The sequence below is a fragment of the Paenibacillus sp. FSL R10-2734 genome, assembly GCF_037963865.1.
Lineage (GTDB): Bacteria > Bacillota > Bacilli > Paenibacillales > Paenibacillaceae > Paenibacillus_AQ.
Map to the genome: position 1 here is coordinate 4,417,342 of NZ_CP150170.1, position 21,227 is coordinate 4,438,568.

Consider the following 21,227-nt stretch of genomic DNA (forward strand, 5'->3'; position numbering starts at 1 on the left):
TAGAACATACATTTTCAACTTAATCAATATTTTGCTCTCTTACTTGGACTTCAAGAGACAAGGTCGTTCCTAATTCCTTTTGTATACATGCTAAATCTGTAATCTGCTCAATATGATAAACGCCACCCGGAAATGGTGAATCATACAAGAGCATTGATACTGCTGCTGTCACTTTTGCCGTGACGATGGATTGATTTGTTCCTTGCAATAATAATTCAGCATGCAGTCGCTTTCCCTCCAGATTTCTTCCACGAGCCTCAACCTTGACAATGAACCGGTCACTACCTAAATGTAGCCATTCCATAGCACGAACCATCGACCTGTTCAACCAGCCTATCTTCAGCAGACGAACGGCACCTGTTTTTTTGGCTTTAGCCAGTATTTTAGTAATCATGACCGAATCCAGACAAAACCGTGTAGATATGGTCGATGCTTTGAGTGTCCGGCCAAGCGTCTGTTGATCTGAGAATGGGAAACGATAAGCATGACGACTCCCTAAATCATCACCAAAGTGATACAGCTTTCTGTCAGTGAAGCTCTTCACCTCTACCTGACGATCATTCTGCTTCACTTCGAACTTTTCGCCTAAACTATTCAAAGTCCATTCTATTGCCGCCTTACCATGAGAATCGCCAAGTCCGAGCATAATCGCTATTTCAATCTCTTCAATTTGATCCATCTGCTTCTCAGCTTCAAGAGCCATTAGATTGGTTATACCCGGTGCAAGTCCTACACTTAGAATGGCACAAGCTCCATGCTGTTCAGCCTCTTCACGATACGCCTCTATTTTAGACAAAAACAAACCATTCGCTGATACATCTACATAATGCGTACCACTGCGAAAGCAGGCTTTTACCAAATTCGTGTCCGTCTGATCCAAGCACATGATGACTAGCTTTACTCGATCTAGTAAATCTGAAGCTAATGGCTTATTAATATCCAACTGTAAAGGTTTTATTTTCCCATGAGTAGATTGTCTGAAAATCTCTGCTTTTTCAAGACTTCTCCCTGCAGCAAATACTTTACCTGTATACTTTTTCTCTAATATTTCACATATCGTACGCCCAACATGTCCATAACCACCAACGACAATAATATCTTCTTTTTTCTGCATTGTTATCACCGCATCCTATATAATAGAGTTAATTAAGAATCATTCTCAATTATACGGATTTCACTTCCGTTCACTATCCCACAAATGTGGGGTTCGTAATAATACATTAATGACTAGAGGGCTACCCTATGAACATCAATAAACAATTCAATCTAATAAAGAATCAAATCATAAAGCTAGGTATCGTTGCTAATTCATCTCACAACTACCGTACTTCCTTGCTGTCGCTCTTGCGAGGAGCTGTTCCTTTTGATGCCGCCTGCTGTACTCATGTTGATCCACAAACATTGCTTTCAACTGGTGCGGTTACTGAAGACAATGTAGAATCCATTCATCCCCACTTGTTCCAGATTGAATACGGTGAGGATGATGTTAACACTTATGAGCAAATGGTTAATAGCAAACTCCTCGTAGCTACAATATATGCTGCAACCGAGCAGCAACCAGAGCGGAGTGCTCGATATCGAAAGGTTTTGTTTCCAGCAGGTTTTGGGGATGAATTACGAGCAGTGCTTATTCATGGAGAAGCTTGTTGGGGCTATTTGACGCTGTACAGGAATGCAGATCAATCGGAATTCTTACAAGAGGAATGCGATTGGATCACCTCGCTTATCCCTCTGATTGCAGCTAGAATGAGGGCTTTCAGTCTTGAGCTTCCTGATAGAAATGAGACATGGCTTGAAGATCATTATGGTTCCGGCATTGCAGTTTTGTCTGATCACTTGGCTCTTCTCTCCTCCAACCCCACAGCGGATCGCTGGTTAGACAAACTCCGTTCATTGGAAATGATAGATGCTCATGTGTTGCCACGTCCAATCCGTGCTGTAAGCACACAAGCGTTAAGCAGCCCCTCTGAATCTGTAGGGATAGCGAAGGTATGCATTCGAATGACTGAGGGGCCCTATTTAGTCGTTCGAGCAAGCCGTCTTCAGGCGTATGACGGTCAGAACCAGGTTGCCATTTCATTCGAACCCGCGCGACCAGATGACATGCTCCCCATCATTGCTGAAGCGTATAGTTTGACGGAACGTGAGCAGCAGCTATTACACGGTGTAATTCGAGGATTATCCACTAAAGAATTGGCTTCTGCTTTACATATTTCTGCATACACCGTCCAGGATCATTTAAAGTCCATTTTCAGCAAATCAGGGGTCAGCAGCCGCAGAGAACTTATTTGGTATTTGCATTCTCGCTACAATATTAAAGAGACGTAAGATGTTAATCTTTATTCAGGCGGTTGACTGACCAGCATATGATATAAGCCTTTAGTAGCCATTACTGCCATCAGACAAGATGAAATGAACAATATTTTTTAAAGAGGTCAATAAAAAAAGTACCCTCTTATCCGATATGATGAACGAACCGGAGTGGATACTTTTAAATAAAAAATCACTTCGTATCTATGGATATAGACAACGTCGCATTGGATTCAATTAAAGAAATTTTGGCGTTATCCGTCTGCCATATCATACGAAAGTTTATATCTTCACTGGTAGTTGTAGGCTCTCCAAGCTGTTGCGTTATCTCTTGTATTAATTTTTCCTTGGTAGCCTGTTCAAAATGAATCGTCTCTCCAATCACTTTTCCGGAATCATCATAGGAGACCTGAAGAATTGCCACATGATTCACAATCTTCTTGTTATATTCGCGGGATAAAAGGGTAGACTTCGTACCTTCATTACGATAAGGTGCTCCTTCGCCGAGAGATTGGACAACTTGAGCATCCTCTTTTCCAATCAAAGAGGCCAGTGAGTCAAGTCTATATCTCTCCTCAGCTCCGCTTGGTACAACTGTTGGGGGTGGCAGCTGGGATTTATCTGGCTCTGGCTTTGAGCATGCACTAAGTGCAAGAAGTGTAAGTAGTAAGAAACAAATTTGTATTAATCTCTTCATGGGTTTCATTCCCTTCGCTGCTAGGTCTTGATGTATTTTTTACAATTTATAGAACGTTTATGTATGGATAGAGCAAAATCCGTCCAAAAAAAGACGATATCCCATAAAGCCAAATGACTTTGAGATACCGTCCTGAATCATGATTCATATAATTAAAGGGAAGCTGAGGCTTGACTGACCCATGTCACTAATTGAGCCGCCTCAACGATATCCCCTTTACGCAGTTTAAGTGTTTTCCTCTCCGGAGGACCCTCGAACATCCCTTCTGGAAACTCGAGCTCACTTGTATTAAAAATAACAAAGCTCACCGCATCTTTCGATATTGAAATGGCTGCTGCGTATTTACCATTTTTCAAAAAATGGGGCTTCTTGTACTGAATTCGTTCCTGCACATCCGGAATCGCCTGGTGAACAACCTCTCGAAGCGTATTGGATAATTCCACCTGCCATGGTTCTTTTAACGCTTCAATAAAATCGATTACTTCCTGATTCATTTTTCATCTCTCCTTTAATACGTAACAGTTTAATATTCTGTAGTTGCTTTCTACTACCTTTTATTTCTTGTTCTTCATATCATTATCCTCCCTAATTTGAAGAATTTCACTAGCTCCTAATAAAAAAGGGAAAGTTCCGAAGAACTTCCCCCACATGTCCACATATCAGAATTCAGCTTGTTTTTAACGCTATCTCTTAATTGACTGTTAGATTAAAACCACTCTGGATGTAATTCAGGTTAGGGTTAGCAATATTCGTTGTCGTCAGGTTGTTAAACGTTGCTGAACCATTGCCTGTGTAGGTATAGATTGCCGAACCCTGATGTGGCCCTGAGAACCGTGAGGTTGTAATCCCATCTAGTCCAGTGCCATTAATATTGATGTTGTTGAACACGATATTCTCAAACCCACCACCATAGCCAAACTGGATTGCATCGCGTTGTGTATTAATGATATCTATGTTGGTAAAGGTTACATTCTTGATGGCATCATTCGATGCCTCCAAATCAATGGCTCCACGTTCTCCACCGTATAGGTCTTTACTGGTTCCGCTTGTGATAATCGTTGTATCTGAGAAAACAATGCCAGCGTTATTCTGAAAATGGTAACCAGGGAATACGGTGTTCATGCGAATACCAGAACCACCTACAGTGTCTATGATGTAGTTGTGGTCAGCTTTATGACCGCCGCCTCCAAAGAATGCGATGGCTGCTGCACGCCAGTTATTCTCAATCGTGTTATAGGAGAACGTGTTATTTACACCTGCTGGAGCGCCATTGGTGTTACTAGTCCACACTGCAAGACCATCGTCTCCGTTATTTCGTACATTGGTGTTTCGAACAATTGAATTGCTAGTTCCTTGGGAATAGTTGATGCCATCGGCAAGATTGTTCCGAATCCGGCTGTTTTCAACAACAAGCCCACTGGCATAAATAGCAGGTGTATGAGCATAGTCGCCTACCCACATGCCACATTCAAAATGTTCTACCCAGACATCATGGATGATTGAATTAGTGCCGAAGTTATCCATGAATCCTTTGTAAATTGCATTTTGTCCATAACGGGATCGCAAATTCGAATTCATATAAACATTGCTAAAATCTAGCTTGCCACTAATACGGAGTGAAATACCGCCGCCCGCCGCATTAGGATTAGTAAACTGGAGGTTCGTATGCCAGATCCCAGCACCTGTAACCGTAAAGTTGTTGATCATATTGCTGGCAGAACCAATTTCCCACATGCTGCTAAGATTAAATGTTCCGGCAGGAATATACATGCTCTTACCGCCTGCAACAGCTGCATTCACCGTTGCTTTAAAAGCTGAAAGGTCATCCTGACCATCATTTGCTACAGCACCATAATCTGTCACTGACACGGAGTTCGCCGGACGAGCGACTGCAGTAGGAACGGGTTCGATTTCAAGGAAATCAACGCCATATTCCAGGCTATCTCCATTGTTCTTCTGAATACGGATGGTGTCTCCTGGCTGTAGAGGGGTATCCAATATCCAGTGCACTTCATCAAATCGGAAGAGTGGACGCCCAGCACTAGGTGCATCACCAGGCATATCTCCAGAGAAATACTGCCAGCTGAAGTAGGATGTTAACGATACCGTTTTGACTTTTACTCCATTTACGTACACGTCAAGTGAACCATTCAGTCCCATACCATCCGAAGAGTCCGGCATAGTAAATCTCATGGTCACACCCGCGCCACCTTGCCCCTGTCTAACAGTCCATCCTACGTTCGAGCCATTTGATGGAAGTGCTACATAACGTTGACCAGAGGCTTCTGAAGCAATTAATGCTTGATCAAACGTAGGTGCAGATTTCAAAGTAGCCCCTCCGCCTAGAGAAGCATCTTCGGTATCATAGCGACTATAAGGCATGCTTGCACCACGTAAGGCGTACACAACCAGGTTAGTCGTGCTTACATTGTTTGATTGCTTGGCTGTTACTTCATTCGCATCCACTTCAACGGTAGTTGTTATAGTGTAGTTGCCGTTAACCGCTGTCCATGTCCCTGGAATGGTTACGTTAACAGAAACGCCAGCAGCAATGGTCCCGGTATAGGATCCATTAAATGTTTGAATCGTGGAGCCGGCCGAGTTCTTAAGCGCTATTGTAATGCCATGAGAACCGCTTGCAGCAGCTATGGTCCCTTGATTCTTAAGATTCACCGTAAAAGCTACTGAACTATTGGCCACTGGATTACTTGGTGTCCATGAAGCCACGCCAACTAAGTCGGAGCTTGATACAGGAGCTATAACGAGCGAAGCCCCGTTAGTAAAGCTGTTATTCCCTTCGTTCTGTTCGAAAATCACATTGCTTTCATCTACCTTTGCGCTGAGAGCATAGGTCGCAGCAGTTTTGGCTCCAGCATTTAATGACATTGAGGCTGTTGTCGAAGCGCCTGCAGTTAGTAACCCTACCGGAGCAGATCCAACAAGTTCATTGTTTAAGTAGAAGTTGACAGTTGTTGCTGCGGAGCTAGCATTTCCGTTATTCTTAACAACTGCATTTAATGTAATTGCACTTGCCTCGATCGGAGATGTAGGTGACCATGACATGCCTGTCATCAGTAGATCAGGATTTGCCGCTGGTGTACCGAATACTTGAAACTCCGCGATTTGCCCAGCTGGAGCACCGGAGTTCGAAGTAATATTCAACTGCAGACGTTTAACCGTCGCCGTAACCGGAATCGTTACTGTGTTGCCCGAAGCTGGATTAAACGTATACGATTGTGCAGATACCAGATTACTGAAGGAAATCGTGTCTTGATTGTGACCGAGTATCTGAATCGTTTGGGTACGAGTACTCCATGCAGAGGCTGGGTTCAGCTTCAATACGATTGAAGTAACGTTATGGTTCGCGCCTAAGTCGAGCGTCAATGAACTTGGATTGCTGCCACCTTCCCAGTATGTGCTTGTGTCGTTATCATTCGCATTTGTTGCTACGAATGTTTGAGTGCTGGAAGAACCGGTAATTGTCTTGCCGATAGCAATATTGCTGCCCGGTACAGCTGTCGGTGTGGTTGTTGGCGTTGGTGTTGGTGTTGGCGTAGACGTTGGCGTTGGCGTTGGCGTTGGCGTTGGTGTTGGCGTAGACGTTGGCGTTGGTGTAGCTGTTGGTGTCGGTGTTGGCGTGGACGTTGGAGTTGCTGAAGGTGTAATTGTCGTCGACGCTACTGTAATTTGGTCAAGATTAACGTTGCCAGAATCACCAGCATCATATTTATATGCGATTGTGTTGCTACCTACATTCAGATTAAGAACTTCAATTTTAGTGCTCCATGAATCCCAATTTGCCAAGTTAGATAGTGAGGTCTGGCCAATTTTGGTACCATTGACATAGACACTTATTGTCTTTGTACTGCCACTTGCATTTGCATATTTCAACGTCACCTCACGACTGCCTGCTGCTGGCACATTAACCGTGAATGTCGTAGTTGCGCCTTGCGTCAAATATCCATCCACGAAGCCAGTACCGGAATATCCGACATGATCCGTGTTCACTTTAGCTCCTCCGGACAGGGAGGCAGTTTCAGCTTCGTAAGTGCCGGTAGGTGTTGGTGTTGGTGTTGCTGTAGGGTTAGGACCACTAGCACCATAAATCTCGAATTCAGAGAGCTGTGCTGCCGGCCAGGCTGTGTTGCTCGTTACATTCAGACGAACATAACGCGTACTAGTTGAGGCGAAATCGATCGTAACGCTATTTCCTGCCACTGATGGGTTAAATACATAATTGGAGGACCCTACAATGTCAGTGAACGTTGAACCGTTTGTACTACCTTGAATAGCCAGTGTTTGCGTCCGTGTCTCCCAACCAGAAGGAAGCTTAAGAACGATTTGATCAATATTCGTATTTGCACCCAGATCGACTTGAATCCATTGTGGAAACGCATTGTTCGCGCTTTCCCAATACGAACTTTGATTGCTGTCTTTAACATTATCCGGACTATAGGTTTGTGATTGACCGCTCGCCGTTACATTTTTTCCGAGTGTCAGGTTTGGTCCTCCGGAGGCAGAGACAAAATTAAACGGACCCGCAGCCAAGAATAAACTTGAAATCAGCATGGATACTACTAGCGACCATACAACATACTTGTTACGCATTTTAATTTTAATCCTCCTCAAAGTTGTTCGATTCTCAGAAATACACGAACCTATCAATGCGCTAAAATGATAGCGTTTACATTTCGGAACCATCTAAGCGCACATAAAAAAGAACCACACCCTCCTTTCACTTTCAGACACTCTCATTATAGAGAAACAGCGCCTAAAGCTATAAGATGTAATCCTACGGAAAAGGTATGTGATACCATTATCACGAAACTATACGATTTACGGAATCTATGGCATCAGTTTAAAAATAAAAAAAGAGCCTGATTTATCAGGCCCGTACTTTGTCTTCACCTTTGGCTGGAGCGTTTAATAACACTACCCCACCTACTATTAATACGATTCCGGCAAAAGTAAGAATCCCAAATGGATCTCCCCACACGACAATACCAACGAACGCTGTTAGAACTGTACCTACACCTGACCAAATCGCATAAGCTAAACTTAATGGTAATTCTCTGAGTGATATAGATAAACTATAAAATGCTATAAAAAAACCAATAGCAACACCTATAGAAGGGAGTAATTGCGTAAATCCTTCTGACATTTTCAGCAAAGTAGTTCCTATGACCTCACTGATAATTGCTATACTTAGCGCGATATATCCTACATTTTTTTTCATACTAATATCCTCCGAATTCTAATGAGCCCCAATAGAGAGCTTCATAACGATAACGCCGCCAATGATGAGCAGCAGCCCCAGTAATTTCTTACGGTTGAAGCTCTCTTTATAAATGACTACGCCAATTAAGGCCGTTAATGCTGTACCTACCCCTGACCAAATCGCATAAGCTGTTCCTAATGGAATTGTTTTAAGTGCTAAAGAAAGACTATAAAAAGCTAAGCCCATTCCAAGTACAACACCCATCGAAGGAAGTAGCTTCTTAAACCCGTTAGATACTTTTAGCATTGAACTGCCAAATACCTCACAGATAATCGCTGTTGCCAATAATACATATGAATTCAAAGAACGCCACTCCTTACTTCGTCATGTTTATCAATTCTTGAATCACTTTATTGCGTAATTCCTCATCTAACACACCTAATCCGAACATTTCGGAATACCATAACCCGTCAGCTGCCAACCTTACGATAGTAGAACGTACTGGATCAATACCATCGTTCTCTATGTTTTTTTGCCACACTGCATATTGATTTTGAAACTTACTAAGAATATCTGGATTGGTAAAAAGAGCAGCCGTTAGTGCGGTACCGATCTCTTTACCTTCTTTAATATCTTCATCTAAGGCTTCAGTAAACGCACGACTCCACTTCCCAGCTTCTATCGATGTACTCGTTACCTTTTCTTGAACATTGGTAAAAAAATCATTCGTTAATTGTTCTACCATGCCTTTTATCAAAGCTTCTTTATTTGGAAAATGGTGAAGTAGTCCGCCTTTACTGACTCCAGCCTCTTTAGCAACAGCTTCAAGTGTAAGTTTCTCTACACCGTTATTTTTCACAATCATTGAAGCCGCTATTAAAATAGTTTTACGTTTAGAATTACTGTTCATGTTTATCACCTCTGGCATTTACTATACCGTCTGGACGGTTTTATTGTCAAATAAAAATTGGTAGTTGAAAACGGACATAAATCGATCAGACTAAATCTTTTATATACCAAGCATCACAAGCAAAATGCTCTGATCCCGCTAAGGGGGCATCTAAGAGCTCGAATCCATTTTTCGTATAGAAACGGTTGGCAGCGTGCATGTTTTGCAAAGTCTCCAGATAACATTTGTTGTAATGAAGTTTGGCAAAGCTAAGAGCTACGTTTAATAGTTCAATCGCTATTCCGGTTCCTCTAGTAGACGGAGCTAAGTACATCTTTTGCAATTCGCATAGTTCATCTTCATTCCCGAAAGGAGCAATTCCGCAGCCACCTAATACTTCTCCTTCTTCTTCAACAACCCAATAGGCCCGATTCTCGCTATGATTGTAGTATTCATATAAATGTTGCAGGCTGTCATCTTCCCATGCAAGCCCTGCTCTATTCCCGCCAAACTCAATCAGGCAATTCCTAATGATCTGTTCAATGGCTTGATTATCTTTCATTTGTATGTGTCTGATGTGCATGATTAAAATGTCCCCTGTCTGTTCAGTTATCCATCTAATTATATTGTACCATCGCAAAGAAAGGATAATTATATTGAGTTTCATACATAATATTGGTGAATTTATTAAAGGGGGGACTCCAATGAAAGTGGCAGCGAAGCAGCTTTGGATTGCAGCATTAGGCGGTGTTAATGAAATTGGTAAGAATATGTATTTGCTGCAATATGCTGATGATATTGTTGTCATTGATTGCGGCTCTAAATTCCCGGACGAAAGTTTGCTAGGGATTGATCTGATTATTCCCGATGTAACGTATTTATTAAACAATCTTGATAAGGTTCGAGCATTAGTGGTAACTCATGGACATGAGGATCATATTGGAGGAATTCCGTATCTGCTTAAACAATTAAATATTCCAATCTACGCGACCCGTCTAACCTTAGGTTTAATCGAAAACAAACTGAGGGAACATGGAATTTTGCGACAAACTAAGTTAAATTGCATTGATTCTGAGTCTACTTTAAAGCTAGGAGCATTTACTACAACATTCTTTAACACGAACCATAGCATTCCGGATTGCCTTGGTGTTGTATTCGATACACCTGAAGGGACCGTTGTTCATACTGGGGACTTCAAATTTGACATGACCCCAGTTAATAAGCAATATCCCGATATACATAAAATGGCCGACATCGGGAAGAACGGTGTAAAGTTCCTACTGTCAGAGAGTACCAATGCAGAACGCCCTGGCTTCACCCCTTCTGAAAAGCTCGTAGGCGCACACATAGAAGAAGCGTTCCTAAAAGCTGACCGCAGAATTTTTATTTCTACCTTTGCTTCAAATGTACATCGTCTACAACAGGTCATTGAAGCTGCTCATTTAACCGAACGCAAAGTGACCTTACTTGGCAGAAGTATGGTGAATGTCGTAGGTGTGGCCCAAGAACTCGGGTACTTAAGTATTCCTGAGAACATGCTGATCGAACCATCAGAAGCTGCTAAGCTCCCCCCAGAGCAGGTAACTGTATTATGTACAGGTAGTCAAGGTGAGCCCATGGCTGCACTTTCCCGATTAGCTAACTCAAGTCATAGACTGATGGAAATCCAAACCGGAGACACCGTTCTATTAGCTGCCAATCCTATTCCCGGAAATGAACGTAATGTATCAAGAATCGTCGATAATCTATATGTTCTTGGTGCAAAAGTTATCTATGGTTCACGAAGTGAGCTTCATGTCTCCGGCCATGCTAGCCAAGAAGAGCTTAAATTAATGTTAACCTTGATGAAACCTGAATATTTCATACCGATTCATGGTGAATACCGCATGCTGCATCATCACAGCTTGTTGGCGGAGTCAGTTGGTGTTAACCCCGATAATATCTTTATTCTAAAAAATGGAGACATCGTCGAGTCATCATCAGGTGTCGTCCGCCAATCTGGCCGAGTGGCTGCTGGACAGACCCTTGTGGATGGTCTTGGGATTGGAGACATTGGGAATGTCGTGCTACGCGATCGTCGCCAGCTGTCAGCTGACGGCATTCTGATTACAGTGATAACACTCAGCCAAGCAGATGGACGTCTATTAAACGAACCGGATACAGTATCCAGAGGATTCATCTATGTTCGTAACTCAGAAGCTTTAATGGATGAGATTAACCAGCTTGTAACCTCCACCCTTCAAAAGATGAGTGAGGCTGACCTTGGCGAATGGAATATCATCAAACACACGATCAAGGAGACTCTGAGTAGATTCCTGTACGAGAAAACGAAAAGACGTCCGATGATTCTCCCCATCATTATTGAGGTGTAGCATTAAGGAGCTCCTGTGGTGGGAGCTCCTTTATTACATGATCCATTTTTTCAACGCGTCGGCTTCTAGCGCCATTTTTTGATGTACAATAATGATTTTCTCTAACTGCGCAATCCGCTCTTGAAGACTACAGTTTAATGGATCAGAGTGTAACTGCGCGGCCAATGAACAGTATTGCGGGAATTCCCAGATGCTACGTAAAGCAGTGCTTAAGCAAAAACCATATCTGGCAAGTTGCTCGTCCCCCTGCCCTCCCGTATCCTTTAAGCCCTTGATATAAGCTTGAAATAAAGATTCTTTATATTCCTCGTAACGATCGATAGGAATCACACCAAGACTCATATTTACACCAAACATTTTGCCAAGGTCTTCGCCTATACCTGATATGCTCATAAATTGCCAGTCTATCATTACTAAACGATCCTTCTCTTTGTCACTCTGAGTTAGTAACATATTCATTTGACTGAGATCCTGATGTGCAAGCACTCTAGGCAAGCTATTTAAAGAACTCAAGTTACTGTCTATCCGCTTAGTAAAATCTTGGAACCAAGCCCAAAGGTTTTGGTCGTTGTCACTATGTAATTGATGAATATATTGTTCAGGGTTAGGTGCATACATTCTACTGGACGTAGTCCATGACTTAAGCCAGTTTCTGCATATCCAGTTCTCATCAGGGATTTTATTTCCTATAAGATAAGCTCCATTGAATCGGCCTAACCGTTCAGCGATAAAATCAAACTGCTCCTTTGTATGCGCATATTCCCCTTCAATTCGTTCCATCCATAACCATACAGTACCATCTACTTGCTCCTCAACAAGATAACACTTAGGAGATTGGATCGAGCCCGGAAGATCACCCAGAATCTTAGATGCGAAGACTAGGGCTTCTCGACGCCAGTAATTGTGATGCTGAGGTTCTTCTTTCTCTTCACTATCGGGCTTGATTATTTTTAAAATGATTGACCAAGGTTTTTGTTCATGATTAATTAGTGCGAAACCGTGAAGATGAAAGATACCCGCTGTTGTAAAGTTAGGTGTCTTATAATCTAAATCCTCGCATGTGAAATTGACTATTTCTACTTCTTGTTCTCCAAAAATTCGTTGAACACTGATGTTAAGCTGATCCATTTTATTCTCTAACACTAGACCCTCCCTGTTAAACCCCTATTCTTATTCGCTAAAAAAAGCCTATGAAGCGTAACAGATTCGTTAACACCTCATAGGCTTGTTTAATAAAAATTTGCTTATTAAAATACTTTTGTTGTCCAATCTTCGCAATTCCAAATATCGGTCACGATGTCCTGATAAAATTCTGGTTCGTGAGAAATCATAAGAATGCTTCCTTTGTATGCTTTTAGAGCGCGCTTCAGTTCGTCTTTTGCATCGATATCCAAGTGGTTCGTCGGCTCATCCAATACGAGAATGTTAGTCTCGCTGTTAATGAGCTTACATAGACGCACTTTTGCTTTTTCGCCACCGCTCAAGACAGCGATCTTGCTCTCAATATGCTTCGTGGTCAGTCCACATTTAGCAAGGGCAGCACGAACTTCGAATTGTGAAAGGGATGGGAATGTATCCCAGATCTCCTCAATACAAGTCTTGTAGTTGCCTTCCTTCATTTCTTGCTCAAAGTATCCAATCTCCTGATGGTATCCACGTTCTACCGAACCGGACAATGCTTGGATTTCACCTAAGATGCTGCGTAGTAAGGTGGTTTTACCGATCCCGTTCGCACCGACCAATGCGATCTTTTGTCCACGCTCCATTAACAAATTAAGTGGTCTGGACAACGGAGCGTCGTAACCGATAACCAATTCTTTTGCTTCGAAAATCATCTTGCCCGCAGTTTTTCCTTCTTTAAAGTTAAACTGTGGTTTCGGTTTTTCCTTCGCAATCTCAATAATCTCCATCTTATCAAGCTTCTTCTGTCTGGACATCGCCATGTTACGGGTTGCCACACTGGCTTTGTTACGAGCAACGAAGTCCTTCAATTCTGCTATTTCTTGCTTTTGGCGATTATAAGCAGATTCAAGCTGCTGTTTTCTCATTTCATAGACCTGTTGGAATTGCTCATAATCACCCACATAACGGGTCAGCTTTTGATTTTCCATATGGTAGATCAGGTTAATAACGCTGTTCAAGAATGGCATATCATGAGAGATCAGAATAAAGGCATTATCATACTCTTGAAGATAACGTCTCAGCCATTCAATATGCTGCTCATCCAGATAGTTCGTAGGCTCATCTAGGAGCAGAATGTCTGGTTTTTCAAGCAAGAGCTTCGCAAGTAAGATTTTGGTACGCTGTCCACCACTTAGATCCGCTACGTCGCGATCCAGACCGATATCGGTAATCCCTAATCCGCGAGCGGTTTCTTGCACTTTCGCATCAATCATGTAGAAATCTTGATTCGTAAGTGTATCCTGGATCGTCCCTACTTCTTCAAGCAGCTTCTCCAGCTCTTCAGGCGTCACGTCACCCATTCTGCCGTACATATCGTTCATCTCTGCCTCAAGATCAAACAGGTACTGAAAAGCACTTCTGAGTACATCTTGAATGGTCATACCTTTGGTCAACACCGCATGCTGATCAAGGTAGCCGACACGTACCCGTTTGGACCATTCGACTTTCCCTTCATCCGGTTGCAGCTTACCTGTAACAATATTCATAAAAGTGGATTTACCTTCGCCGTTAGCGCCGAATAATCCGATATGCTCGCCTTTTAGAAGACGGAATGAAACATCCTTGAAGATCGCGCGATCTCCAAAGCCATGACTTAATCCTTCTACATTTAATATGCTCATTTATAGACACCTTTTTCTTATTTTTCTCGCTATATTATAAGCAGGATTACGCAAAAACTCAATGGAGAAGCAAAAAAATATCAAATTATAGCCCATAACTCGAAATATCTCAGGTTTTCAGGTCATATCTGGCAAGTGACAATTTTTGCGCTGGCGATAGCTCACCATCTTTTATATGATAGTATGCAGTGCAATACATTAGCCTTGAATTGAGGTTCTAAGGAGAGTCAGTGATGAACAAACTTGTATTTTTTCTGGGGCCAGCTGGGGCAGGTAAAACCACTTTAGCTAAAGCAATTGCTTCCCGGCGTAAAGTCCCCTTCTTTGATATGGATATTCTCTTAAGTCCAGCTGCAGACGCCATCATGACCTTACATGGATTGGACCCAGCAGATCGAGATTCCGCCGAGTACAAAAGATTATGCCGTGATTTGGGTTACCGGATTACGATGGACGCAGCGCTAGACAATATTGGTCTGAATGTGGATGCATTTGTGGTTGGGCCATTTACCCAAGAGGCTGCCAATCCTGACTGGATCAGTAACGAGTTGTCTCGTATCGGTCGTTCCCTGCAAGATGTTGAAGTCAAAGTGGCCTTGGTCGAACTAGCCAATGAGAAATTATACCGGACGCGGATTCAAGATAGACAATCACCACTCGATGAATGGAAGTTCCAACATTGGGATGAATTCCGCAAATCATTTAGAAACCGTAGTGTACAATGGCCTCTCCCAAGTTCCAATGTTAAGGTGATCGACAATTCTAACACAGACAATACGGAGACTGTGGCTGCGGTGGAACATTTTATCTACGGCTAGAAATTAGATGCTCTTCAATGATATGCGTTCACGAAAAATAAGACCGGCAAAGAGAGAATTCTCTTGCCGGTCTTTATAATATTACATTATGACTTCGGTTGGGATCACAAGTTACTTACTTTTCAAGGCTTTTACTAGAATAGAAGCGTAATACTCAGCACCCTCAGGTTTCAGATGCACTCCATCATTGTAGAAATATTCGTCTTTCCCTTCACTAGCAGAGTGCCAGTCTATTACGCTCGTATTACTAAACTCACTGGAAACTTTTGAAATATTGTGATTTACATTATTTTGCCATTTTCTTGGGACGCGTGAATTGACCAAAAAAACATGCTCAGCATCGCTTAGTGAGTTCAGTAGTTCACGTAATTGCTTTGAACTAAAGGATCCATTGGTTCCCAGCTCAATGATAATCCGTTTACCCAACCGGCCTTCTGCCTTAAGCTGCTCTACTACCTCCTGAGCTTTCACCATCTGTCTACCGATCTTACCATCGACTACAATACCAGGTAAATCTTCAGAGAGATAAGGTGCTGCGTCCAAAATGACGGAATCTCCAATGGCCGTAACGTCTTTTCCTGATTGGTTCTCTCCAGACACTGATTTCTTTTCTTCAGCTTCAGAATTAGGCTGTTCCTCTTCTGTATCGGTTTTTCCCAACTCCGTATCAGGTTTTTTCACTTCAGAATCCGTATTATCCTGTGCTATAGCTGGTACTGTTGGTATATCGGTCGTGCCTTCGTCTATCGACTTCTGATCTGCGGGATCATCCTTTATTCCCACATCTTGTTGCTGTTGCTGTTGTTGTTGTTGCTGTTGCTGTTGCTGTTGTTGCAGTAGTTGTTGCTGTTCATTCTGCATGCCTGCCGTTTCCAGCGCCTTATCAGATCCAGCGTTTAACAAATAACCTTTGCAGGCGATAGGTATAAGAATCACAGCAATAACAGCCACTAGGAAACCTGGACGAATGCCACCGCGTTTTTTTACACTTATATTTTTCCAAGTTTCCTTTAATGAACCCCTCCGAATGGGCTCCTCCACATACTTGTATGACAATGCAGCTAGTGTAAAACTCACAGCTACCTGAATTATGATACGGAGCATGCTGCTTTCTTCAGTATTCACATTCGGACTGCTAAGGATAATAACTGGGAAATGCCATATGTACAAGCTATATGATCGCACTCCGATCCAACGCAAAGGCTTGCAGCCTACAATCGATCCCAGTCGGCTGGCAGGATGAGCGAGTACGGCAATAACTACAGCAGCGATCAAAGAAATTACGAAAAACCCACCACGGTAAAGCGAATCATCATATTCATTAACCTGATTAAAAAGTATCAATAATAGAATGAGTCCAAGTCCACCTACGATATCAAGCACACGTCGAGCCGGTTCTGAGACCTTATCATTAAGCTTCTGACTTGGCCATGCAACTGCAAGGGCTGCACCAATGAGAAGTGCAAATACGCGGGTATCCGTTCCATAATACACTCTACTTGGGTCTGTACCTGGTACGTAAATCAATGCCATCGCTAAAGCTGAGACAAATGCACTAACCATAATCCATGCAATAAGCTTACCTCGACGACGAGCGATCTTCATCACTATAATGAGAACTATTGGCCACAGAATATAAAATTGTCCTTCAATCGAAAGCGACCATAAATGTCCGATCGGAGAAGGCGGTCCAAAGCTCTCAAAGTAGGAGACATTATGAAATATTAGCCACCAATTATTGAAGTAAAATAAGGAGGATAAAAAGTCACCCTTCAATCCAAACAATCTTGTAGGTTCAATAATTAAGAGCCATATTGCGACAACAAGAAGCATGACGATCATCGCCGGCAGCAGCCTCCGGGCTCTACGGAACCAAAAGTCTATAAGATTCAGTCTTCGGTGCCGCTCCCACTTGGTAATGATTTGGTCAGTAATGAGATAACCTGAAATAACAAAAAATATTCCAACGCCGAGAAGTCCACCCTCAGCCCAATTTAAATTCAAATGATAAGCGATTACCGCGAGTACTGATAAAGCCCTTAGACCATCAATTCCTGGCACATAACGCCTGCCGCCTGCAGGTTGTATAGATGAGCGGCTCCTCATATTATTTCTGAAATGCTTCGTGTTGTCTTTCATAATGTTTCATTCCTTACCGATGATTTATCGTACATAAATAAGACGCTGTAACTGTATGAAAAGTTCTGTAATCAAGTGAAAATGTTTTTTATATTGGCCACGTCGGGGAACGAAATCATCAGATATTTTGATAATGTAGTGCAAATAGATCATTAAAGCTCTAAACAAGCTTTGTTATTTAGAGCATCGTGAATATTGCTGGCAAGCCACACTCTATTCTCCTCATTCTGTGACTCCGAAAACACATGATATAACAAAAGCACTAATTCAAGTCTACGCTTCTCGATAAAGAGTGGGAGCTCTTCTAGCCACTTATTGTCGAGTGCATACTCTCGATTATACCCCTTCATAAAGGACCTCAGCATGGCTTGCGCAAGACTAGAAGTTCTACTCTGCTCTACCTCCGGTTTTCGCCGATCCCCAAAGATGGTCGAGTAATAAACGGCAATTGCAATATCATGCACCATATAGTCGTATCCGCAATCATCAAAGTCAAACACGGTGATCTGCCCCTCATGTACGAAAAAATTACCCGAATGCAAATCACGGTGACATAGTCCATAGCTTTCACGATTCCGTGGCAATTGGTTAATACGATCATTTATCCGAAGCAACTTTTCAAAAAGCTGCTGTTCAACAGTACCAAAGTTAGCAAAGTCAAACTCTAGCTTAGCCTGATGTGATCTTGCCAGAACAGTTTCCGGACGCTCATATTGCAGGGTTGCAGCATGCATTCTTCCTGTTACCTCACCCCATTGCTCAAAAAGCTCCGGTCCCCAATAGGGATCGGAAGCATTAACATGACCACCAGGTGCTTTCTCCATTACACAGATCATAAATCTTTCTTCATCTTTAACTAGCGTATGTACCAAACTGCCATCCTGAAAGGGAATTGGGGGAGCCAGTTTCACTCCATGCTTTGCAAGATGGTCCATAAAGTCAAGTTCAGAGATAACCATCTCCTGTTCCTGATGAGAATGATGAGTTACACGTAAAATAAATTCATGATTATCTTTTAGAAAGCTATAGACAACATTTTCAAAACCACCAATATACTTTATCGTTGTCCAATCGACTAGAATCTGTTGTGCAGCTTGCTTAAGCATTTCTTCATCGAATTTCACCTGCCAGTTCGGCATTTCAAACACGCTCCTACATTCTTAGAAAATATTATTTATAATGGTATATTTTTTATTGTTGTTCTCTATCAAAATATTTTAGCACTTCACCACCAATAAAAGAAGCATTCAAAAAAGGTAGAGGCAATCTAGAACTTAACTAAGTCCATGACTGCTCCTACCTTGATTATTCTTCATTCTTATGTGCTTAAATTTCTATGGGTTACTTTAAAGGTGAAAGCTCATCTTCTGTTACCCACTTATGATTTTCCACTTCATCTCCACCTGTAGTAGGCATGTAATCAATCATATATACTGTGGTTTTTTCTGCTGCGTTAATTTGTGCCCTTGCACCTTTCATATCTTTCATGTGGTCAGCTTCCATCTCGACTTCCGAGCCTGATTCATAGGGTGTGTTAGCTGCCTTTCTAATTTCTTCATGGATAATCCACTTGTGGTTTGTGATTGGCATTCCACCTGTTGTGGGTCTATAAGAAACCATATAGGCTGTAGTATCAAAAGCACCTACAATCGTTGCAGTAGCGCCCTTCATACCTTCCATATGGTCCGTTTGAATGATCGCTTTACTTCCTACTTTAAAAGCTGGATTCTCCGCCACCTTCAAATCTTCAGGTATGTCACCTGAACTAGAGTGTGCGGTATGTTCTATTTGTCTATCGTTTGAAGACATTTTATTGCCATAGCTATTATCATTACCACATGCGCTTAGAGTGAGTGCGGCTGCGATTATGAATAGAGATAATTGCTTTTTCATATATAAAACCTCCGAAGTTTATATGCCTATGATTATTCATTTACCCATTTCATAAGATCACAAACCGCATGAATTATTTTTGAGAATGTAAATCGATAATCTTATTACCAATAAATGAGTGTTGTCTCAGTTATTGAAGGTTATTTATAATGTTTTCTGAAAGGAGGCTACTACAATGAAGACTAAAATATTCACCTTGTTGCTTCTTTTGGGTCTAGTAAGTATGGCAACTATGATCGGTTCTGCTAGTGCTGCTCCGGTATTAACCGTAGGGAGTTCTTCTGGAGATGTATGGGATCTTCAATATCGATTAAAAACACTGGATTTCTATACCCAGCCTCTAGATGGTGTATATGGATCACAAACGAAAACAGCTGTTGCAAAATTTCAAAAGGCCTATGGATTGAGTGCTGATGGAGTTGCTGGCACGAAAACTTGGAATGCACTAAAAAAATACACGCTTAATATTAATGAAATGGATATTTTGGCGAAAGTAATCTACAGTGAAGCTCGCGGTGAGCCTTACAAAGGTCAAGTTGCTGTTGGCGCTGTAGTTATGAATCGCATACAATCTAGTCAATTTCCAAACAATATTAAAGATGTTGTGTTTCAAAAAGGCGCATTCACAGCCGTATCTGACGGCCAGTACTGGCTTACTCCAAACCGGACTGCCTACTTAGCTGCTCTTGATGCTGTCCGTGGCTGGGACCCAACAACCAACTCACTCTATTATTTCAATCCAGATACAGCAACTAGTGCATGGATCTGGTCACGTCCTCAGAATTTAAAAATTGGTAAGCATATATTTGCGAGTTAAACGCTTCAAATAGATGTAATAGCCGGTCAACCTTAGTGGTTGACCGGCTATTTTGTTTAGCTTAATCCATTATGAAAATTAAAGATGATCTTTAATTCATCATCAAACGACTTTCTGCATTCCTCTTGGTAATTACACCCAGTATAATCTTTTAGCGTCTTTCTCCAAAAATGCTGTGCTCTCCTATTTGTAGCCGTGGGATTTGTTTGAAGCTCCCAATGTCCCAAATGAAGCTTAAAAACTTCCTTAGCCGCAATTTCAGCGATTCCCTTACCTCGGAATGGCCGCAGGACGAAAAATTCATTCAAATAGAATTCACAACCCGGTGGTGTATAAGGTGGTGTGGCCACTAATGCAAACCCCACAGGAATTTCATCCTCTTTTATTAAATAAGGATATAAAACCCCAGGCTTTTCCCACCAGATGTCGAAGACTTTATTCTGTTCAAGCAGTGTCTGTGTTTCATTATCCTCGTATACCCCGAATTTATTAGGAAGGTTCCCCCATATTTCTGATAGATCGTGTAAGTATAGTGGGTAGATATTGTTAATGATAAACTTCGTTGTGCTGTCAGTTAATGTTACGGTGATATTCATATCGTTCTCTCCCTTCCATTAAAATTCTTGAATATATTTTTGGAGATCACTCAAATAACGTTCTCTATAGTTATCTTTTGTATAATCCTTAAGAACTTTTCGCCAGAAAGCTATAGCAGGTTTATTTTTTTCCATTTGAGCAAGTTTCCATTTAGCTTCTTTAAATAGATCAAGTGTTTTAGTTGCTGCTGCAGTACCTATTCCATTTCTTCTGTATTTCTGCAAAATCAAAAAGTCATAGATCACATGAGTTGGATTTGGGTCGGTATCTAAGTTCTCAAAAAGAACAACCACAAATCCAGCTATGTTTCCTGAAACCTTAATCAAATACGGCTTCCATCGATGATCCCCTTCCCAAAAATAATTAATATTCACCTCAAATTCCCCATGCTGATTCACGTCTTGCTCAGTAAATAAACTGAAATCATAATTGTAAAATTGATATAGATTAGTCAATACCTCTTTATCTTCAAACCTTACTGGAACAAGTGTAATTTCCATCTTACCTCCACGTTTTTTCTGTAATTCCACTTCTATACTCAGTTTACTTATGACCTCTCTCCACTTATATACCTTATTTAATTAGAATTAAATTTTATATAAAGATACTAATTATCTGAAAATAAAAAGAGTTCACATGAGTTTATACACTCACATGAACTCTTCTTAAATTA

At 41.7% G+C, this 21,227-nt stretch carries 19 protein-coding genes; 4 read left to right on the forward strand and 15 right to left on the reverse strand.

Going from position 1 to position 21,227, the window contains the following annotated elements:
- Nucleotides 1-19: 19 nt before the first annotated feature.
- On the reverse strand, nt 20-1,114 hold the full coding sequence (locus NSS67_RS19095) for a saccharopine dehydrogenase NADP-binding domain-containing protein (RefSeq protein ID WP_339315166.1): 1,095 nt from the start codon (nt 1,112-1,114) through the stop codon (nt 20-22).
- A gap of 128 nt (nt 1,115-1,242) precedes the next feature.
- Between NSS67_RS19095 and NSS67_RS19100 the strand changes: the two genes are divergently transcribed.
- Nucleotides 1,243-2,328: a helix-turn-helix transcriptional regulator gene (locus NSS67_RS19100; RefSeq protein ID WP_339315167.1), complete on the forward strand. Its 1,086-nt coding sequence runs from the start codon at nt 1,243-1,245 to the stop codon at nt 2,326-2,328.
- A gap of 175 nt (nt 2,329-2,503) precedes the next feature.
- Here NSS67_RS19100 and NSS67_RS19105 read toward each other — a convergent pair whose 3' ends face one another.
- The 7 genes from NSS67_RS19105 to NSS67_RS19135 all read right to left on the reverse strand — a co-directional run bounded on the left by NSS67_RS19105 (nt 2,504) and on the right by NSS67_RS19135 (nt 9,676).
- Nucleotides 2,504-3,007, reverse strand: coding sequence for a hypothetical protein (locus NSS67_RS19105; protein WP_339315168.1), 504 nt, complete (start codon nt 3,005-3,007; stop codon nt 2,504-2,506).
- A gap of 152 nt (nt 3,008-3,159) precedes the next feature.
- The gene (locus NSS67_RS19110; protein WP_339315169.1) at nt 3,160-3,501 is read right to left on the reverse strand and encodes a DUF1801 domain-containing protein; all 342 of its coding nucleotides are present in this window, start codon (nt 3,499-3,501) and stop codon (nt 3,160-3,162) included.
- A 196-nt stretch (nt 3,502-3,697) separates the two neighbouring features.
- Nucleotides 3,698-7,615 carry a discoidin domain-containing protein gene (locus tag NSS67_RS19115; RefSeq protein ID WP_339315170.1) on the reverse strand — a complete coding sequence of 1,306 codons (3,918 nt, stop codon included), beginning with the start codon at nt 7,613-7,615 and terminating at the stop codon, nt 3,698-3,700.
- A 277-nt stretch (nt 7,616-7,892) separates the two neighbouring features.
- Nucleotides 7,893-8,243 (reverse strand): multidrug efflux SMR transporter, encoded by a 351-nt coding sequence (locus NSS67_RS19120; protein ID WP_339315171.1) that lies wholly within the window; start codon nt 8,241-8,243, stop codon nt 7,893-7,895.
- An 18-nt stretch (nt 8,244-8,261) separates the two neighbouring features.
- Complete coding sequence (locus NSS67_RS19125) at nt 8,262-8,588, reverse strand: multidrug efflux SMR transporter (protein ID WP_339315172.1); 327 nt, start codon at nt 8,586-8,588, stop codon at nt 8,262-8,264.
- A 13-nt stretch (nt 8,589-8,601) separates the two neighbouring features.
- Nucleotides 8,602-9,135: a TetR/AcrR family transcriptional regulator gene (locus tag NSS67_RS19130; protein WP_339315173.1), complete on the reverse strand. Its 534-nt coding sequence runs from the start codon at nt 9,133-9,135 to the stop codon at nt 8,602-8,604.
- An 85-nt stretch (nt 9,136-9,220) separates the two neighbouring features.
- Nucleotides 9,221-9,676 (reverse strand): GNAT family N-acetyltransferase, encoded by a 456-nt coding sequence (locus NSS67_RS19135; RefSeq protein WP_339315174.1) that lies wholly within the window; start codon nt 9,674-9,676, stop codon nt 9,221-9,223.
- 142 nt (nt 9,677-9,818) lie between these two features.
- On the opposite strand from NSS67_RS19135, the gene NSS67_RS19140 reads away from it, so the two are divergent.
- Entirely contained in the window at nt 9,819-11,486 is a 1,668-nt protein-coding gene (locus NSS67_RS19140; RefSeq protein ID WP_339315175.1) for a ribonuclease J, read from the forward strand.
- 33 nt (nt 11,487-11,519) lie between these two features.
- Here the strand turns inward: NSS67_RS19140 and NSS67_RS19145 are convergent, their stop codons facing one another.
- Together NSS67_RS19145 and NSS67_RS19150 are read right to left on the reverse strand one after the other, a co-directional pair.
- Nucleotides 11,520-12,629, reverse strand: a complete 1,110-nt coding sequence (locus NSS67_RS19145) for a phosphotransferase (RefSeq protein ID WP_339315176.1) — start codon at nt 12,627-12,629, stop codon at nt 11,520-11,522.
- Nucleotides 12,630-12,733: 104 nt separating this feature from the next.
- Complete coding sequence (locus NSS67_RS19150) at nt 12,734-14,290, reverse strand: ABC-F family ATP-binding cassette domain-containing protein (protein WP_339315177.1); 1,557 nt, start codon at nt 14,288-14,290, stop codon at nt 12,734-12,736.
- Nucleotides 14,291-14,523: 233 nt separating this feature from the next.
- On the opposite strand from NSS67_RS19150, the gene NSS67_RS19155 reads away from it, so the two are divergent.
- Nucleotides 14,524-15,108, forward strand: coding sequence for an AAA family ATPase (locus tag NSS67_RS19155; protein WP_339315178.1), 585 nt, complete (start codon nt 14,524-14,526; stop codon nt 15,106-15,108).
- Nucleotides 15,109-15,219: 111 nt separating this feature from the next.
- Here NSS67_RS19155 and NSS67_RS19160 read toward each other — a convergent pair whose 3' ends face one another.
- The 3 genes from NSS67_RS19160 to NSS67_RS19170 all read right to left on the reverse strand — a co-directional run bounded on the left by NSS67_RS19160 (nt 15,220) and on the right by NSS67_RS19170 (nt 19,140).
- Nucleotides 15,220-17,247, reverse strand: a complete 2,028-nt coding sequence (locus NSS67_RS19160; protein ID WP_339315179.1) for an acyltransferase family protein — start codon at nt 17,245-17,247, stop codon at nt 15,220-15,222.
- A gap of 152 nt (nt 17,248-17,399) precedes the next feature.
- The gene (locus NSS67_RS19165; protein WP_339315180.1) at nt 17,400-18,386 is read right to left on the reverse strand and encodes a phosphotransferase; all 987 of its coding nucleotides are present in this window, start codon (nt 18,384-18,386) and stop codon (nt 17,400-17,402) included.
- Between the two features lie 202 nt (nt 18,387-18,588).
- A complete protein-coding gene (locus NSS67_RS19170; protein WP_339315181.1) occupies nt 18,589-19,140 on the reverse strand; it encodes a YdhK family protein in 552 nt (183 codons plus the stop codon).
- A 223-nt stretch (nt 19,141-19,363) separates the two neighbouring features.
- Here NSS67_RS19170 and sleB point away from each other — a divergent pair, with 223 nt between their 5' ends.
- Entirely contained in the window at nt 19,364-19,957 is a 594-nt protein-coding gene (gene sleB / locus NSS67_RS19175; protein WP_339320638.1) for a spore cortex-lytic enzyme, read from the forward strand.
- A 56-nt stretch (nt 19,958-20,013) separates the two neighbouring features.
- Here the strand turns inward: sleB and NSS67_RS19180 are convergent, their stop codons facing one another.
- Nucleotides 20,014-20,553 carry a GNAT family N-acetyltransferase gene (locus NSS67_RS19180; protein ID WP_339315182.1) on the reverse strand — a complete coding sequence of 180 codons (540 nt, stop codon included), beginning with the start codon at nt 20,551-20,553 and terminating at the stop codon, nt 20,014-20,016.
- Between the two features lie 18 nt (nt 20,554-20,571).
- Entirely contained in the window at nt 20,572-21,054 is a 483-nt protein-coding gene (locus tag NSS67_RS19185) for a GNAT family N-acetyltransferase (protein ID WP_339315183.1), read from the reverse strand.
- Nucleotides 21,055-21,227 lie beyond the last annotated feature (173 nt).

What these genes read in the sequence shown, in the direction of transcription:
- NSS67_RS19110 (WP_339315169.1), bottom strand. Translation starts at nt 3,501, where the DNA reads ATGAATCAGGAAGTAATCGATTTTATTGAAGCGTTAAAAGAACCATGG.
- NSS67_RS19155 (WP_339315178.1), top strand. Translation starts at nt 14,524, where the DNA reads ATGAACAAACTTGTATTTTTTCTGGGGCCAGCTGGGGCAGGTAAAACC.
- NSS67_RS19160 (WP_339315179.1), bottom strand. Translation starts at nt 17,247, where the DNA reads ATGAAAGACAACACGAAGCATTTCAGAAATAATATGAGGAGCCGCTCA.
- NSS67_RS19095 (WP_339315166.1), bottom strand. Translation starts at nt 1,114, where the DNA reads ATGCAGAAAAAAGAAGATATTATTGTCGTTGGTGGTTATGGACATGTT.
- sleB (WP_339320638.1), top strand. Translation starts at nt 19,364, where the DNA reads ATGGCAACTATGATCGGTTCTGCTAGTGCTGCTCCGGTATTAACCGTA.
- NSS67_RS19170 (WP_339315181.1), bottom strand. Translation starts at nt 19,140, where the DNA reads ATGAAAAAGCAATTATCTCTATTCATAATCGCAGCCGCACTCACTCTA.
- NSS67_RS19135 (WP_339315174.1), bottom strand. Translation starts at nt 9,676, where the DNA reads ATGAAAGATAATCAAGCCATTGAACAGATCATTAGGAATTGCCTGATT.
- NSS67_RS19105 (WP_339315168.1), bottom strand. Translation starts at nt 3,007, where the DNA reads ATGAAGAGATTAATACAAATTTGTTTCTTACTACTTACACTTCTTGCA.
- NSS67_RS19185 (WP_339315183.1), bottom strand. Translation starts at nt 21,054, where the DNA reads ATGGAAATTACACTTGTTCCAGTAAGGTTTGAAGATAAAGAGGTATTG.
- NSS67_RS19130 (WP_339315173.1), bottom strand. Translation starts at nt 9,135, where the DNA reads ATGAACAGTAATTCTAAACGTAAAACTATTTTAATAGCGGCTTCAATG.
- NSS67_RS19140 (WP_339315175.1), top strand. Translation starts at nt 9,819, where the DNA reads ATGAAAGTGGCAGCGAAGCAGCTTTGGATTGCAGCATTAGGCGGTGTT.
- NSS67_RS19120 (WP_339315171.1), bottom strand. Translation starts at nt 8,243, where the DNA reads ATGAAAAAAAATGTAGGATATATCGCGCTAAGTATAGCAATTATCAGT.
- NSS67_RS19165 (WP_339315180.1), bottom strand. Translation starts at nt 18,386, where the DNA reads ATGCCGAACTGGCAGGTGAAATTCGATGAAGAAATGCTTAAGCAAGCT.
- NSS67_RS19150 (WP_339315177.1), bottom strand. Translation starts at nt 14,290, where the DNA reads ATGAGCATATTAAATGTAGAAGGATTAAGTCATGGCTTTGGAGATCGC.
- NSS67_RS19180 (WP_339315182.1), bottom strand. Translation starts at nt 20,553, where the DNA reads ATGAATATCACCGTAACATTAACTGACAGCACAACGAAGTTTATCATT.
- NSS67_RS19115 (WP_339315170.1), bottom strand. Translation starts at nt 7,615, where the DNA reads ATGCGTAACAAGTATGTTGTATGGTCGCTAGTAGTATCCATGCTGATT.
- NSS67_RS19100 (WP_339315167.1), top strand. Translation starts at nt 1,243, where the DNA reads ATGAACATCAATAAACAATTCAATCTAATAAAGAATCAAATCATAAAG.